At 49.9% G+C, this 15,689-nt stretch carries 13 protein-coding genes and 2 pseudogenes; 7 read left to right on the forward strand and 8 right to left on the reverse strand.

What is annotated here, in order from left to right; genetic code table 11:
• Nucleotides 1-97: 97 nt before the first annotated feature.
• The 3 genes and pseudogenes from FH968_RS22580 to FH968_RS22590 all read right to left on the reverse strand — a co-directional run.
• A pseudogene (locus FH968_RS22580) lies at nt 98-295 on the reverse strand (transposase); the annotation flags it as partial.
• Between the two features lie 80 nt (nt 296-375).
• Entirely contained in the window at nt 376-1,341 is a 966-nt protein-coding gene (locus tag FH968_RS22585; protein ID WP_139883575.1) for a sugar-binding transcriptional regulator, read from the reverse strand.
• A gap of 52 nt (nt 1,342-1,393) precedes the next feature.
• A complete protein-coding gene (locus FH968_RS22590) occupies nt 1,394-2,161 on the reverse strand; it encodes a triose-phosphate isomerase family protein (protein ID WP_139883578.1) in 768 nt (255 codons plus the stop codon).
• 316 nt (nt 2,162-2,477) lie between these two features.
• On the opposite strand from FH968_RS22590, the gene rpiB reads away from it, so the two are divergent.
• A complete protein-coding gene (gene rpiB / locus FH968_RS22595; protein ID WP_139883580.1) occupies nt 2,478-2,927 on the forward strand; it encodes a ribose 5-phosphate isomerase B in 450 nt (149 codons plus the stop codon).
• A gap of 18 nt (nt 2,928-2,945) precedes the next feature.
• Nucleotides 2,946-3,926 carry a transaldolase gene (gene tal, locus FH968_RS22600; protein ID WP_139883582.1) on the forward strand — a complete coding sequence of 327 codons (981 nt, stop codon included), beginning with the start codon at nt 2,946-2,948 and terminating at the stop codon, nt 3,924-3,926.
• A 37-nt stretch (nt 3,927-3,963) separates the two neighbouring features.
• Here the strand turns inward: tal and FH968_RS22605 are convergent, their stop codons facing one another.
• The 4 genes from FH968_RS22605 to FH968_RS22620 are packed head-to-tail and all read right to left on the reverse strand — an operon-like array spanning nt 3,964 to nt 9,034.
• On the reverse strand, nt 3,964-4,917 hold the full coding sequence (locus FH968_RS22605; protein WP_139883584.1) for a sugar-binding transcriptional regulator: 954 nt from the start codon (nt 4,915-4,917) through the stop codon (nt 3,964-3,966).
• 28 nt (nt 4,918-4,945) lie between these two features.
• Entirely contained in the window at nt 4,946-5,878 is a 933-nt protein-coding gene (locus FH968_RS22610) for a sugar phosphate isomerase/epimerase (RefSeq protein WP_139883587.1), read from the reverse strand.
• A gap of 13 nt (nt 5,879-5,891) precedes the next feature.
• Complete coding sequence (locus tag FH968_RS22615; RefSeq protein WP_139883589.1) at nt 5,892-7,421, reverse strand: glycerol-3-phosphate dehydrogenase; 1,530 nt, start codon at nt 7,419-7,421, stop codon at nt 5,892-5,894.
• Nucleotides 7,418-9,034 (reverse strand): FGGY-family carbohydrate kinase, encoded by a 1,617-nt coding sequence (locus FH968_RS22620; RefSeq protein WP_139883591.1) that lies wholly within the window; start codon nt 9,032-9,034, stop codon nt 7,418-7,420. The genes FH968_RS22615 and FH968_RS22620 overlap by 4 nt, the downstream gene beginning before the upstream one ends.
• Before the next feature lie 541 nt (nt 9,035-9,575).
• On the opposite strand from FH968_RS22620, the gene FH968_RS22625 reads away from it, so the two are divergent.
• The 5 genes from FH968_RS22625 to FH968_RS22645 all read left to right on the forward strand — a co-directional run bounded on the left by FH968_RS22625 (nt 9,576) and on the right by FH968_RS22645 (nt 14,789).
• On the forward strand, nt 9,576-10,229 hold the full coding sequence (locus FH968_RS22625; protein ID WP_139883592.1) for a DUF2291 family protein: 654 nt from the start codon (nt 9,576-9,578) through the stop codon (nt 10,227-10,229).
• Nucleotides 10,226-11,764 (forward strand): sugar ABC transporter ATP-binding protein, encoded by a 1,539-nt coding sequence (locus tag FH968_RS22630; protein ID WP_139883595.1) that lies wholly within the window; start codon nt 10,226-10,228, stop codon nt 11,762-11,764. Before FH968_RS22625 ends, FH968_RS22630 begins: the two co-directional genes overlap by 4 nt.
• A gap of 20 nt (nt 11,765-11,784) precedes the next feature.
• Nucleotides 11,785-12,846 (forward strand): ABC transporter permease, encoded by a 1,062-nt coding sequence (locus tag FH968_RS22635; protein WP_139883597.1) that lies wholly within the window; start codon nt 11,785-11,787, stop codon nt 12,844-12,846.
• Between the two features lie 62 nt (nt 12,847-12,908).
• On the forward strand, nt 12,909-13,859 hold the full coding sequence (locus FH968_RS22640; protein WP_139883599.1) for a D-ribose ABC transporter substrate-binding protein: 951 nt from the start codon (nt 12,909-12,911) through the stop codon (nt 13,857-13,859).
• Between the two features lie 81 nt (nt 13,860-13,940).
• Entirely contained in the window at nt 13,941-14,789 is an 849-nt protein-coding gene (locus FH968_RS22645) for a DeoR/GlpR family DNA-binding transcription regulator (protein WP_139883601.1), read from the forward strand.
• 52 nt (nt 14,790-14,841) lie between these two features.
• On the opposite strand, the pseudogene FH968_RS22650 reads toward FH968_RS22645, so the two are convergent.
• Nucleotides 14,842-15,478: pseudogene (locus FH968_RS22650) on the reverse strand (IS6 family transposase).
• Between the last annotated feature and the right edge of the window lie 211 nt (nt 15,479-15,689).

A 15,689-nucleotide genomic window follows, 5' to 3' on the forward strand; every position in this document is an offset into this window, starting at 1 on the left:
TGTGTTGAATTTTGGCAGAAGTTAGGTAGAAAACCGTGCCTTATATCCCCGCCCTGAAGGACGAGGCTTTACGGCACACCTGGTAAAGCCTTGCGCGAAACACGCGTTTAAGCATCAGTACGGTGGTGATGGCGTGTTGTGGGCGCCCCCGTGAGAACGGCGTGGTGTCATACCAGGCCTGAATAGTCGACTCGTCAAGCCAGAATGTGAGCGAACCGCGGTTGATAAGTGCCTTGTTGTAGGCTGTCCAGTTGGTGATTTTGAACTTTTGCTTTGCTACGGGATGCTTGGATATCGTCAGAAATGTCGTGATCTGATCCTGATAACGGCAAAAAGTTCGATTTATTCAACAAAGCCCCGTTATGCATAACAGAACTACTGCCCCTGCATACTTAAAATGGTACGAATATTGCGCGAACTGGTGGCGATAATATCAATGACCCCAGTGCGAATTGCGCCCATAATGGCGAGCGCTTTACTGTTCTCTGACGCAATGGCCACCACACAAGGAATATGGCGAAGCTCTTCAATGCTGAGACCGATGACCCGGTCATCCATAACAGTATTAACATGTTCGCCTTGTACATTAAAGAAATCATAACCAGCAATATCACCTACCACGCCTTGATTCAGGCTGGCGTAATTAATCTCTCTTGGTGTAAACCAACCGAGTTTCACCATGTAGCAGTCTTCATTCATATCACCGATACCGACCAGTGCAATATCTGCTTTACGCGCGCGATCCAGCGTTTCTTTTATGGTGCCATTTTGCATTAATGCCGCTTTTAGTTCCGCGTTTTCGACGTAAGCAGGGGAATAGAGCGACTCGCTGGATCCACCGAATTTCCGCGCCAGCAAGCGGCTAATATGGTCGGCATTAATGACATCACCCGGGCGATGTGAGCCACCAATACCGCAAATAAAACGACAGTTTCTGGATTGGGTCACCGTGGCATGTTCGGCAACAGAGGCGACATTTCGCCCTTGACCAACGGCTACCAGCATATTGTCCTTCAGAGTGGTATTGAGCCACGACGAGACCTGTGCGGCGACCAGATTACGTTGTTCATCTTCATCGTGATGGTCGAGGGCAATGAGTACTCTTTTTACCGGAAATTTTGCCAGCACCTGCTGTTCTAATTGCGCGCTATAAACCGGGTGGTAGCGCACATTAATTTCGACGATACCTTCTTCACGTGCACGTTTTAGCATGCGGCCAACTTTAATCCGTGAAAACCCAAATTTATTGGCAATCTCTTCCTGAGTGGCTTCATCACAGTAATATGCGGTGGCGATTTCCGTTAGCAACTCGAAATCTTGGGAAGGATTGGATTTATCCATGTGTGGCGTCGTCTCTGGTTTATAAGGGTCGAAAGAAAAAAATTATATCAGATTACGATGTTAGTAGTTCTGCCGCTTCGTCAAGAATGGATTGGAATGCCGTAGGCTGGTGAGCAAATCGCCCGAGAAACAGACCGTCAACATCTGGCCAGAGTTGGGTGAGTAACCCTGGGCCAGCACTGCCGCCATAGATCACTTTACTCTCAGGAGACATCTCGTTTAGCGCCTCCTTCAGACCGCGGCAAACTGTGCGGATGTACGCAACTGACGCCGGTTGTGCCGCGCCAATGGCCCATTTTGGCTCCCACGCAAAAACCAGTGCCTTGTGTCTCAATCCTTCTGGTAAAGCGTCAATAATGGCTTTTGCCTCGGTTATAGCAATATTCATCGCCTGCGCTGGGGTAACTTGATCATCTTCACCAATACAAATAACTGGCGTCAGCCCGTTATTCAGCGATATGTGAATTTTTCGGTTAATGAGGTCTTGGCTTTCATGGAAATGACGACGTCGTTCGGCATGGCCCAGTTCAACGACTTGGCAACCCATTTCCGCCAGCATCGCGGCCGATGTTTCACCGGTCCACGCTCCTGGTTCACAGGAGGACATATCCTGCGCGCCAATTTTCATTGAGGTGCCTTGAAAGCAGGCTTGAACACCGGCGATGGCGGGCGTTGACGGAAAAAGGAAAAAGCCCGCATCTTTCGAGCTTGCAAGGGGATGTTCACGCAGAACAGAGGCGATGCGCTGACTCCATTCCAGAGTCTGCTGGTAACCAAAATACATCTTCAGGCTGATGCCCAATATAAGTTTTTCCGGCATGGATCAGTCTCTCATCGTAGGTTAATTTACGTTCTTCATATGAACATATGTTCTTTGTTTGTTCTTATGAGGACACTTTTTATCACATGTATTGCACGATTATTTCACAGATAATAAGCAGCAAGTCGCTTTTCTGGCTGTTGAAATAAACTAATTATGTGATGATTCTCAAATAAACATTACAAAAACTGCTGTTTTAATGCTGAACATATGAATACGTATTGAACTTATACTCAGTTGGATCTAAGTTTTCACTGAGTGTTCATATGATTGAATGATGGTCATATGAACGTTAAATCATAATTGAGGTGATCACATGACGACTATTGCCATTGGTGCCGATGACGCCGCCACTGAATTGAAGAACATTGTTACTGCCCACCTGGCTAAACAGGGGATCGAGGTTGTCGATTTCAGCAACGGGGAAGGGGAAGAACTGATATATCCGGACATTGCCTGGAACCTTGCCAGTGCGGTCGGTAATGGCAGCTATGATCGCGGAATTCTGCTTTGTGGGACCGGGATTGGCATGGCGATTGTGGCAAATAAGGTGCCAGGTATTCGAGCTGCACAGTGTCACGATACCTATTCTGCACAGCGCGCGCGTAAGAGTAATGACGCACAAATCATTACCCTTGGTGCGCGGGTGATTGGTCCTGAGCTTGCGAAAAATATTGTTGATGCTTGGATGACATCTGAATTCGAAGCTGGAGGCTCAGCACCCAAGGTTGACCGCATCAGCTTCTATGAACAAAAAGGCGCTTAATTTCGCGAGGTGTTCGTCATGAATCAGTTAGATGCACTTAAACGCGTTACCACTGTTGTGGCCGACAGCGGTGATATTGACGCCATCGGCCAGTTTGAGGCTGAAGATGCCACCACAAATCCTTCTTTGATTCTGAAAGCGGCTATGTTGCCGCGTTATCAGACGCTTATCGACGACGCTATCGTATGGGCGACAGCTCAAGGCGGCTTGCCGGAAACACAGTTGATGAATGCCAGCGACAAGTTGGCGGTCAACATTGGTGTGGAACTGGCAAAATCAGTGCCAGGGCGTGTATCTACCGAAGTGGATGCACGGCTGTCCTATGACCGCGGACTGTGTATCGCTAAGGCGCGTAAATTGGTTCGCTTGTATCAGCAGCAGGGGATCGATAAGTCGAAGATCCTTATTAAGCTGGCAGCCACATGGCAGGGTATTAAAGCGGCGGAAGAACTAGAGCGAGAAGGGATTAATTGTAACCTGACGCTATTATTCTCTTTTGCGCAGGCGAGAGCCTGTGCAGAAGCTGGGGTCTGGTTAATTTCACCGTTTGTCGGTCGGATTTACGATTGGTATCAAGCGAACCAGCCGGTACAAAACTACGACCCAGAAAGCGATCCTGGCGTGATGTCAGTACGTAACATCTATCAGTATTACAAGAAACATAGTTATCATACGGTGATTATGGGGGCCAGTTTCCGTCGTATCGAGCAGGTACTGGCGCTGGCGGGTTGCGATCGCTTAACTATTTCACCTCCTCTACTCGCCGAGTTGATCCAGTGCGAGGGCGATGTGCCACGGCGCCTGACATCTGCTATGGACGCGGAACATCGCCCATCTCCACTAAGCGAAGCGGAATTTCTCTGGTTGCATCATCAAGATGCCATGGCGGTTGATAAACTGGCTGAAGGAATTCGCCTATTTGCTGCCGATCAGCAGAAGCTGGAGCAACTGGTACAAGCTCGTCTAAGCGATAAGCCACGACAAAGTGCAGTGGCATAAAGACAAGAGGCACCGACCTCCTGACGTCTTTCGTTGTTTATGAGAGCAAGGATATGGCGGTACGTTCGTCGGTGATCAAACCGTGAAGCATACCGCTATTGAGCACGGCACGGATCGCCACAACCTTATCTTCTCCTCCAGCGAGAGCAATCAGATGGTCGCGATGGTCGAAAGCCAGCGGTACAGCCAGTGTACGGTCAGTGAGTGGGGTAGATAACACCTCACCGTGCGAGTTAACGAAGTGGCCGAGGATTTCCCCTACGCCACCATTATGTGCAATTGCCTGCATATCCTTCTCATCAATCATGCCCACTTCCACCAATTGAGTATCCGGTGTCACGGTTCCAATACCCACAAGCTTCGTTGTTGACTCCCGAGCCATGCGGAAAACCTCATCAACGCCACGCTGGGCTAAAAGCACACGTCGATCTTCTGCGTTATTGGCGAAAAAGGGGACTGGCATCATATAGGCTTTCGCCCCGGTTTTTTCAGTAATGCGATGCATCACATCGTGGGGATTGAGTGCATAATTACGCGTTAGGCATCCGAGCAGGGAGACAAAGCATATCTCAGGGGCGGCAAGGCGTGGCAAGTAATGGATCATGGCGGAAAGTGTGCGCCCGTGGCCAATCCCAATAGTCCCGGATTTACCCTGCGATAGAACGGATATCAGATAATCAGCCCCAGCCTGACCTAGGGCGCGTAAAGGAAGTCCGGTTTCACTGAGATCCGGGGCGATACGGCACTCCATCAAACCAAAGCGCTGGCAGAGTTGTTCTTCCAGCTCAAGGCAGGCAACGATATCACCATCAATGGACACCTTCACTGCACCCTCAGCCACCATGCGAGCGATCAGGCGATGAGTCTTTACGGAAGGTAGGCCCAGCTTTTTGGCCACATCTGATTGTGTCATGCCGCCCACAAAGTGAAGCCAGGCGGCACGTAAGGCAATATTGTCCCCGGTGTCGTGAGCTGTATTAGTGTATTTCATCCCGATCCTCTTGATACAAAACTCTTTTTTATAGATGCAAATCACTGATACCACTATCAACATAAGGCGCCCAAAAGGCGACGCTTTCAGCAATATCAGCCACCACCTGACCATCGGTCGGTTCTCGTTCCTTAAAGCTCAGCTCCAGACAAATTTCATTATCTCGGGCACCACCTTGTTCGAGCGCTTCCAGCAGCGGTTGTGGCTGAATGCGCCCTTTTTGGTTAAATGGAGCAGTGAATGGCCGATGGCCACTCTTATCTATCATGCTCTGCTTAATGTGAATAATGGGTGAATAAGGAGGTACGGCGCGCGCCCAAGCGTAGGGGTCATAGTCGTCAGGATTGGCAGAGGTGACATCTCCATGATCGATATCGGCCATCATCCATAAAGGGATTGCCATCGGGCTTGCGCTCAATCGTTTCTGAAGCGCCAGACAACCTGAAATAGTTTCGCCGAACTCACGCCCAACACTCATTGGTTCCCAGAACAGGTAGCGTAACCCGGAGGACTTCGCATGATCCGCGACTTCTGCCCAGCAGTCGATAGCAATATCGATAAGTTGTTCCCTGCGCTGCAGGTCATTAAAATCGTGCCAACTGAAAATGGCGAACTGCGAACCTACTGACTCACCTCCGAGCTCAGCGATAATATCGGCAAATGTTTTAAACCAATTAATGTAATAACGGCGCACCTCCGGATCAGGATGCCCGAAGTGGTTTAACCGACCATAAGGGCCGGTCATTCCAGAGGTGATGCGAACGCCCGTACGCGTCATTTGTGCTGACATCTGGCGCGTTAAGCGGCGAAGGGTCGCGGCAGGCCATGACGGGTTAATAAATTCATGTGTTAATTGCACATCGCGGATGCGAATGTCATGCGCGATGCAATTTATCAGCAATTCAGGGTCGGTAATCCGATTAACTAAAGGGTTGGTGTTCAGGGACAAAGTTAATGGCATAGCATTTCCTTTATTAGCTGGCAGCAGACATTGGGGCTTGTATTACCGCCAGGTTGCTAGTGAACCATGTTTCGAAACTGGCGATTTGTGCCGGACTCAGGTGCAATTTATGCTTAGTTCGCCGCCAGAGAATATCTTCGGCTTGTTGAGCCCACTCATATGTCACCAGATAGCGGACTTCTGCTTCAAACAGATTAGCGCCGAAATGTTGCCCTAGATCGTCCAGCGAGCGGGCCTCTCCCAATAGCGTGGAAAGACGTGCGCCGTAAAGACGTGAATAGTGTTTGCGAAGCGGGGCTGGTAACCACGGATACTGTTCTTTGGCCGACTGCTGGAAACTTTCAAAATCAGCATTGGCTATCTCACCGCCTGGCAAGACGGCATTGCGCGTCCAGTCGGCACCCATTTTCGGAAAATAAGGTGCCAGTTTCTGCAAGGCGTGTTCGGCAAGTTTACGGAACGTGGTGATTTTACCGCCGAAAATGTGGAGCAACGGTGCATTTTGTTGATCGTCTAGCTCAAAAACGTAGTCGCGGGTCACCGCCGAAGGGTTGCCTTTGCCATCGTCAAACAAGGGACGCACACCGGAAAAATGGGTGATGACATCATCACGGCGCAGTTTGACTTTGAAATAACGATTGACCACATCCATCAGATACTTAATTTCCTGTTCATCGGCCATGACAGATTCGGCTTTGCCGTCATAAGGAATATCTGTGGTGCCAATCAGTGCTTTATTGCTTTCATAGGGATTGATAAAAATGACGCGTTTGTCGTGGTTTTGGACTAGGTAGGCTTGCTGTCCCTCCCAGAATTTATCGACAATAATATGTGAGCCTTTTACCAGACGGACACTGCGGCTGGTGTGAGCGTTAGCCACATTTTTGATAATATCTAGCACCCAAGGACCAGCGGCGTTAACCAACGCGCGAGCATGCACAACCTGCTGTTTACCGGTATTTTCATCCAGCAGTGTGATTTCCCATTTTGACTGCTGACGGACGGCTGATAGGCATCGCGTGCGGGGCAATATGCTGGCACCGCGCTCGGCGGCATCAAGCGCATTCAGGGCGACCAGTCTTGCATCATCGACCCAGCAATCAGAGTATTCGAAACCGGATTTATAGGTGTCCAGAATCGGGGCACCTTCTGGATCGCGTTTCAGATCAAGCGATCGCGTTCCTGGTAATTTTTTACGCCCGCCAAGGTGGTCATAAAGGAACAGTCCGAGGCGAACCAGCCATGCGGGGCGATCTGTCGGATTATGTGGCAGCACAAAGCGCATCGGCCAGATAATATGGCAGGCGGAGTTCAGTAGAACTTCACGCTCGATCAACGCTTCTCTGACAAGACGAAACTCGTAGTATTCCAGATAGCGTAGTCCGCCGTGAACCAGCTTTCCCGAACGCGAGGATGTACCTTGCGCGAGGTCATCCTTTTCACACATCATGACCGACAGACCGCGGCCAGCCGCATCACGTGCGATGCCGGCACCGTTAATCCCTCCGCCAATGACAAACAGATCCAATATAGACTCTTTCATTTAAGGCTCCTTTCGGCTGCGATATTTGTCCCATCACTCACAGGAGGGGTCAGTTGTTGGGGTAACAAATGTTGCAGATCTCGCCAAACCGGTGGAAGCAGGTCGCGGGACTGCTGATAGCTCACATCAAGTGCGTTATACCGCTCGATGAGCATCGCATCGGGGTATTCGCGCTCACCAAGTAATGGTGTAACCCAGGTGTCGACACACTGAGAAATAGAGGGATAAACACCAATTGCAACGGCTGCCATCATTGCGGCGCCAGCAGCACCGGCTTCTTCCCGTGTGCTGTTGCGCACAGGCGCACCGATGCAGGCTCCCAGAATCTGACGTAGTTGAGGTGATCGAATGGCACCGCCTGACAGACGGAGTTCTTCAGGTGCTGCACTGCCCATTGCTCGATAGCAATCACGCGCGGCCATCCCCATGCCTTCGATAATTGCTCGAACCATGTCGGCGAAGCCGTGACTGTAGCCGAGTCCAATAAAACTTGCCCTCGCATCGGGGTTGACGAAAGGGCCACGTTCCCCAGCAAGTGAGATATAGGGATGATACATCAGCGAACCAGGACGCGATTCACTCAGCCAACGATCGATATGCTGCAGCAAGGTGGCGTGATCGACCTGACCGCCAAACTGGCAGATCAGTGACTGGACTATGTTCAGCAACCAGTCGAGGTTCAGTGTCGAGGCCATATTGGTTTGTACCTGAGTCACCATGCCTGGTGAGGGCAGAGCAATGACATACCCGGTTCGAGCTTCATTCAGATACACGTCATCGTTACTGACTGCGCGCATATGGACGCCCGTGGAGCCAATCACTGAGCAGGCTGTATTTGCATCACCGGTAAACACACCGGCGCCAAGCGCGGTCATCACCATATCGACATAGCCAAGGCAAACCGGAGTGCCCGCTAGCAGTCCGGTGACTCGCGCGGCTTCTTCAGTGAGCGGATGAGTGACTTCGGTGCCTTCAATGATCTCCGGGAACAGCGTGCGACGATGGGTTAAGCCGAGTGCTTCAATCACGGTTTCGTCGTAGCGCCGGGTGCGGAAATTGCCAAATGTGAAACTGGCTTCGGACGGGTCTGTTGCACGAACGCCAGTCAAATTTAGGTACAGCCAGTCCTTGCAATGCATCACGGCATCAGAGCTATCGAGTAATTCAGGATACTGGCTCTCAATAAAGGCCAACTGAGCGCCTTGCTGACAGGTATTTAGCCCAGTGCCTGTTGCCTGAAATCGCGCCAGAGCCAGTTCATGTTGTTCTAGATTTTTCACCGTGCCTGCTGCCCGGGCATCCAACCAGAGCCAAGCCTGACCGCGAGGCCGGTTATGCGTATCCACAAACCAGCTGCCATCGCCTTGAGCGGTGACGGAAACGGCGGCAACACGACGTGGAAGATCTTCGATCTGCTCACCGAGCTTGCGAATAGCGAGAGCGCAATCCTGCCAGGTTTTATCCATACACTGCAAAGCAGAACCATCTATATGGCGGTAGTAGGTGTTGCGTACGGAGGCGCAGCCGAGTTGCTGCCCCTCGAGATCAAAAGCTACCGCTTTGACAACGGAAGTCCCGGAGTCGATACCGAGAATAATTGCGCGATGATCCATTTTTTCTCCCCTGCCAGCATCGGAAACCGGTGGTTAATTTTATGTAAACAAAATGATATGTAATGGATACATCAAATATCACTAAGTTAACACTACGGGTGCATTATTTTTCGTTTTGAAAATAATATTTCACATAAAATAGCGAGTAAGATCACATTTTATTTGTGTGTCCTGCGGTGATAGCTCTCAAGATAGCGTCAGGGGTGATAATGACGTTTGTATCATTTGTTCAGTGTGTTTTTTTATTTTTAATTTTTTAAATTATTGTTTTATAATAATATTTTTTAAATTTAACATTGTGTTTTTCATTTTTAAGTATGAAGAAATATATTTTTACGGTTATTTCCCTTCTCGGTTTTGTTCAAAAATAGCACGTCGACACCCAGAACTAGATCCAGATCCCCTTCCAGAGAAAAGGTTAGAATTGCAATTGACACAGACACATGTTTCTAACATTTTTATCACATAACATATCGCATATATAACATTTCAAATGTTAACACTGCACGATAACCAGAGCGGAAAGAGGAGGAGGTGGGATATGAGTACTCAGGCTGCACTGCCAGCATTGGCAAAAAGGGGACCATCAAGGCGCATAGCTACATCCTGTCTTGCCGTTGCACTGGTGATTTGCGGGATTGCTCTGGATACCAAAGTCGTGGCTATCGGTTCGTTTTCCGATACCCAGGAGCAGGGTTTTTCAATGGAAGCCTATGGCCCTAAGGTTTTCCCTTCCATTCAGAAGAACGTTGAGAGTCGTGCGGTGCCCGCCAGTGAACTGGCAATGCGACTCAAAGAAGATCGCCAGCAGGCGATAGACAAATATGGCGTTGGTTCGCCACTGCCAGTGTTCCCGATTTCGTTCACCGGTACTGTGGGCAGCGGCAAGAAAGGGCTCTACACCATCATGGTGGCAGACGTTCCGCCTTCGCTACATCTTCGTTTGCAAACCGGCCCGGTCATTACGGGTACCGATTTGCGTGATGCGACAGGAAAAATTATGTTTGGTGATTTCACCAATCAAATCGAGTACCAGAACGCCGGAACTTCGATTAATCAGGCGATGAAATCGATAGTGCTGGCACCGCTTGATACCTCTTTACTCAGTGGTAAACAGGTGAAAGTTGTTGGGATCTTTAGATTACTTAGTCCGGATAACTGGCTGGTCACACCTGTGAGGATTGAGATCCAATGATTAATGCCACTTTAAATGCGGCGCTGGTACAGCACGATGTGGTACTGGCCGCGAATAATATCAGCAAGATTTATGGATCTAACCATGCCCTGAAAGGCGTCAACTTTGAGATTCGCTGCGGCCAAGTGACAACGTTGTTTGGAGAAAATGGCGCGGGTAAATCGACGCTGATGAAAATCCTTTCAGGCGTCGTCACGCCAACGTCCGGTGAGATCATTCTTGACGGCAAACCTTGCATCTTTTCCTCAGCCACGCAAGCCCGCGAATGCGGCATCTCAATTATTCATCAGGAGTTGAATCTCGCACCCAATCTCAATGTGCGCGACAACATCTTTATTGGTCGTGAAATATCCCATGCTTCCGGCGTTGATTTTGCTGAAGAGGAGCGAATAACTCGTGAACTGATGCTTGAACTCGAAGAGGACATTGACCCTCTGATACCCGCTGAGGTGTTGCGTCTTGGGCAGCAGCAAATTGTCGAGATTGCCCGGGCTCTTTCAGTCAATGCACGCATTTTGATTATGGATGAGCCGACTTCTGCATTGAGTGCGGCAGAAGTGAAAGTACTGTTCAAAATAATCCGCGATTTGACCAGACGCGGCGTGGCGATTGTTTATATCTCTCATCACCTGGAGGAGGCGTTGGAAATTACCGATCAAGCCGTGGTGCTGCGTGATGGGGTGATGACAGCAAAAGCTAACCGCAGCGACATCGATCTGGAGTGGATCGTGCGCAATATGGTAGGTGATCATTTTGACCTCGGTTGCCCACCGTCGGGATACGAATTCGGGGAGACGGCGTTGAACATCAATAAGTTGTGTGTACAGGGAAAAGGTGAATATTTAGCGGTAGATAACCTGTCACTCAACGTCAAAGCCGGTGAAATCGTCTGCATCTATGGGTTGATGGGGGCGGGGCGTACCGAGCTGATGGAGTGCATCGCCGGGCGGCTTCCTACGGCTAGCGGAACGGTGTCCCTTGCAGAACAAAACATTTCCACACTGAGCATCGCCAGCCGGATTAAGCGTGGCTTGGCGCTGGTTCCAGAAGATCGTCAGCGTGATGGCCTTGTACAAACCATGTCCGTCGGAGAAAACCTGTCACTCGCCAGTATCAGTGACATTGTCAAAAAAATGGTGCTGTCCTTCAAGCAAGAGAAGGCATTAATCAATGATTCTATTCGTAATGTGACGGTTAAAACCGCTGGAGGCGAAGCCGATATCGGTTCACTTTCCGGTGGCAATCAGCAAAAAGTTGTGATCGGCAAAGTATTGGCGACACGCCCGAAAGTCATTCTGCTTGATGAGCCTAGTCGTGGAATTGATATCGGTGCCAAGGCCGAAGTCTTCCGCCTGTTAGCGGAAAATGCGCGTAAAGGACTGGCGGTCATTTACTCCACTTCTGAAGTGGGGGAATGCCTGAGCGTGGCGCACCGTATTGTCGTGATGAGCAAAGGGCGAATTAGCGCCATCTTTGACGCATCGGTATCCAAAGAATGCATCATGGCCGCCTCCGGCGAGTCCGTAAGCGTCTGAATCTGAATGGAGCTTCAATTATGAACGAGAAAATCCGCGCGTTGCCCGTGATCAACACTATCGCTCCGGCCAGTGGGCAAGGGGCTATAGTCACCTTTGCCGCACAATGGCTACTAAAAGGTCGCGCCTTCTTCGCCTTGTTGGCGATTATTGCCGTTTTTTCGTCACTATCGCCGAACTATTTTTCCAGTTCTAACTTCTTAACGATGGCGTCACATGTGGTGATTTTTGGCCTACCTGCCATTGGTATGTTGTTGGTTATTTTAAACGGCGGTATCGATTTGTCCGTGGGATCAACGCTCGGTCTGGCCGGGGTTTTTGCCGGATTTTTGATGCAGGGCGTAAACCTAGAGTCTCTGGGCGTGGTGCTATATTTCCCCGTCTGGGCGGTGGTGTTGCTGACCCTGACTTTAGGGGCTTTGGTGGGGCTTATCAACGGCGTATTAATTGCCATTTTTCGTGTCCCTGCTTTTGTCGCCACGCTCGGTTCACTGTATGTCGCACGCGGTGCCGCGCTGCTGATGACCAACGGGCTGACCTATAACAAACTTTCCGGCAGCGAAGCGTTGGGTAATACCGGTTTTGAGTGGCTGGGCTTTAATCGCATGTTTGGTATTCCGGTTGGCGTGTTGGAGCTGGCGGCAGTAGCACTAGCCTGCGGTTTTTTATTATCACGTACGGCTTTTGGCCGCTGGCTTTATGCATCTGGCGGCAACGAGCGTGCGGCTGATCTTTCCGGCGTACCGGTGAAGCGCGTCAAAATCACCGTGTATGTTATTTCTGGCATTTGCGCGGCGCTGGCTGGGCTGGTGCTTTCTTCACAACTAACCTCAGCTGGGCCAACGGCGGGTACCACTTATGAATTAACCGCCATCGCGGCGGTTGTCATTGGCGGTGCTGCGCTGACCGGTGGGCGAGGCAATGTGCGCGGTACATTGCTCGGCGCTTTTGTCATCGGTTTTTTGTCCGATGGTCTAGTGATTATCGGTGTCTCGGCATACTGGCAAACGGTATTTACGGGCGCAGTGATCGTGCTGGCGGTATTGCTTAATACCCTTCAGTACGGACGGCGCAGTAAATAACATCATAAGCACCGTTTAACGGTGCAAATAAAATCCTTACCCTGCAAAATGGAGCACTCACTATGTTGAACAGCAAGCGTTTTTTACTGATAGCAGCCACAGCGGTACTGACCACCTTATCCAGCCCTGTATGGGCGAATCAAGGGCTGATGACAATAATAGTCAACGATCCTTCTAACCCGTACTGGTATACCGAAGGGCAGGTTGCCAAATCAGCCGCAGAAAAACTGGGCTATCAGGCTTTAGTCAGTGCCCATAAAGGGGACACCAATACCGAAAGTCAGTTGATTGATACGGCCATTACTAATAAATCAAAAGCGATTATTCTTGACCCTGCGAACGCCGACGGGTCGGTTGGCTCAGTGAAAAAGGCGATTGCTGCGGGCATTCCTGTTTTCGTCATTAATGCGGAATTGAACCAGAGCGGTTTAGCAAAATCACAGTTGGTTTCTAATAATGCTCAGGGAGCGGCACTGGGGGCGATGGAGTGGGTGAAGGCCACCGGTGACTCAGGAAAATATGTTGAACTGCTTGGCTCGCCTTCCGATAATAATGCGGCTACCCGCGCCAATGGTTACGCGACGGTACTTTCTCAGTATCCAGATTTAGATAAAGTAGGCAAAGAAGTGGCGAATTGGGATCGCACCCAAGGGTACAACAAAATGCAATCAATGTTGCAGGCCCACCCGGATATTAAAGGGGTGATCAGCGGTAACGATGAAATGGCGCTGGGGGCTATTGCGGCACTGAAAGAAGCGGGCAAGCTGAAGCAAGTTACCGTGGGCGCCTTTGATGGTTCGCCTGATGCGGTGGATGCAGTTAAAGCGGGTGAGCTGACGTATACTGTGTTGCAGCCAGTGGCAGTGTTTTCTGCTAAAGCGGTTGAACAGGCAGACCATTTCCTCAAGACCGGTAAGACGGGTGCTTCGAGTGAGAAGCAGCTTTTTGACTGTGTACTGATAACTAAAGACAACGCAGCTAAGTACACGTCACCTTTTGTACTCTCGAAATAATTAACACGAGCACACCGCCGATGGGTCGGACTCCATTGGCGGTGCTGCAATTCACTTATGTTTTTGCTAACGGATTGAATGATGGCTAATTCCTCTCAGGATAATTCAGTGGACACTTTCATGGCAGAGCCATTGCCCGGCGATAGCCGTCAGGCGCGTCAACGTGCTCGTCGGCAGTTAATTGTCGAAGCTGTGATGCAAGAAGGTGCGATCCGCATTGAGGATATTACTGAGCGTTTCGATATCAGCCTAATGACCGCACACCGAGATATTGACGAGCTGGCGGATAAAGGGTTATTGCATAAAACGCGTGGTGTCGTGTCGGCCACGCCAACGAGCCTCGTCGAGTCTAGTGGCCTGTATCGTGCCAGTCGGCAGCAGGAGGAAAAATGGGCCATTGCCGAGGTTGCGGCCAGCTTTATCGAACCTGGACAAGCATTATTTTTAGATGACTCAACCACCGTGCTGCAATTGGCGCGTTTCCTGCCGACTAAAACGCCGCTCACCGTTATCACCAACTCACTGACGTTGATGACTGAACTGAAAGATGCTCGTGATATCACGCTAATGGGATTGGGAGGGCAGTATTACAATTGGTGTAATGCCTTCATGGGGCGGATGACGCGTAATGAAATTCAAAATCTGCGCGCTGATATGTTTTTTGTCAGCATGTCGGCAATTGTCGACGACGGTGTATTTCACCAGTCAGCAGAAACCGTAGAGACTAAACGCGCAATGTTCGATGCGGCAAATAAACGTATTTTGCTGGCAGATCACACCAAATTTGAGCGTCGTGCACTGAACAGTTTCGCGCGCCTGACGGAGTTTGACGCGGTGATTGTTAATCAGGGGACACCGGGGACGGTATTACATCGTCTGCAGGAACTGGGCGTAAACTTCATCGTCGCGCCAATGAGACGCCAAGATTAAGGTTGTGTCACGTTAACGGCGACAGGTCAGCAACAGCGGCGTTGACGATTATTCAGGCAGCCAGTAAATAAAATTGTTCCGCGGGTGACAATCCATCACTTTGCGAATGTTGATATTGCCCTTTGCGTATCATGTGAATCAATTCGATGCCCGCCAGAACCGTCTGCGACCGTAGATATGACTTAAATCCCTGCATCAGATGTATTCGCCGTTTGATATTCCGGTGATCCTGCTCAACAAGGTTATTCAGGTACTTACTCTGCCTGACATGATGGTTTCTTCATCAGGTTTCCCGGCATTGAGTGCGTCTAACGCTGCCGTATTGGAGCCACTTTTATCAATGCTCACGACTTCTCGGATAGCCTTGTGGAAGAAACGCAGAGCTGCCGCCGCATCCCGCTTTGCCGTCAGCAGAAAATCGACAGTCTGACCGCAGGTATCAACTGCCCGGTACAGGTATTTCCACTGACCTTTAACTTTTATATAGGTTTCATCCATTCGCCACCGACGGCCCACACTGCATTTATGACGACGAAACGCGGCACCATGCGAATAACCCAACGATGTAGTGTGGAATGGTCAACGGAGATACCGCGTTCCGTCATCATCTCTTCCAAATCACGAAGGCACTGGGCAATAACATCAATGAGATAATGCAGACGTTTGAAGGTGTTTCGGATCAGAGATATGAGCAGATAATATTACAATAAAAAAAAACAGTATGTTACCAGGTATCACCTTAATGCGACAGAACCCTAAAAGTTAATGGCTCGATTTGCCGTGACACTTACCTGGTGTGCCGTAAAGCCTCGACCTTCAGGGCGGGGATATAAGGCACGGTTTTCTACCTAACTTCTGCCAAAATTCAACACATGAAACGATTGCAGGCCTTTAAATTCC

This window comes from Buttiauxella sp. B2, assembly GCF_006376615.1.
Classification (GTDB): domain Bacteria; phylum Pseudomonadota; class Gammaproteobacteria; order Enterobacterales; family Enterobacteriaceae; genus Buttiauxella.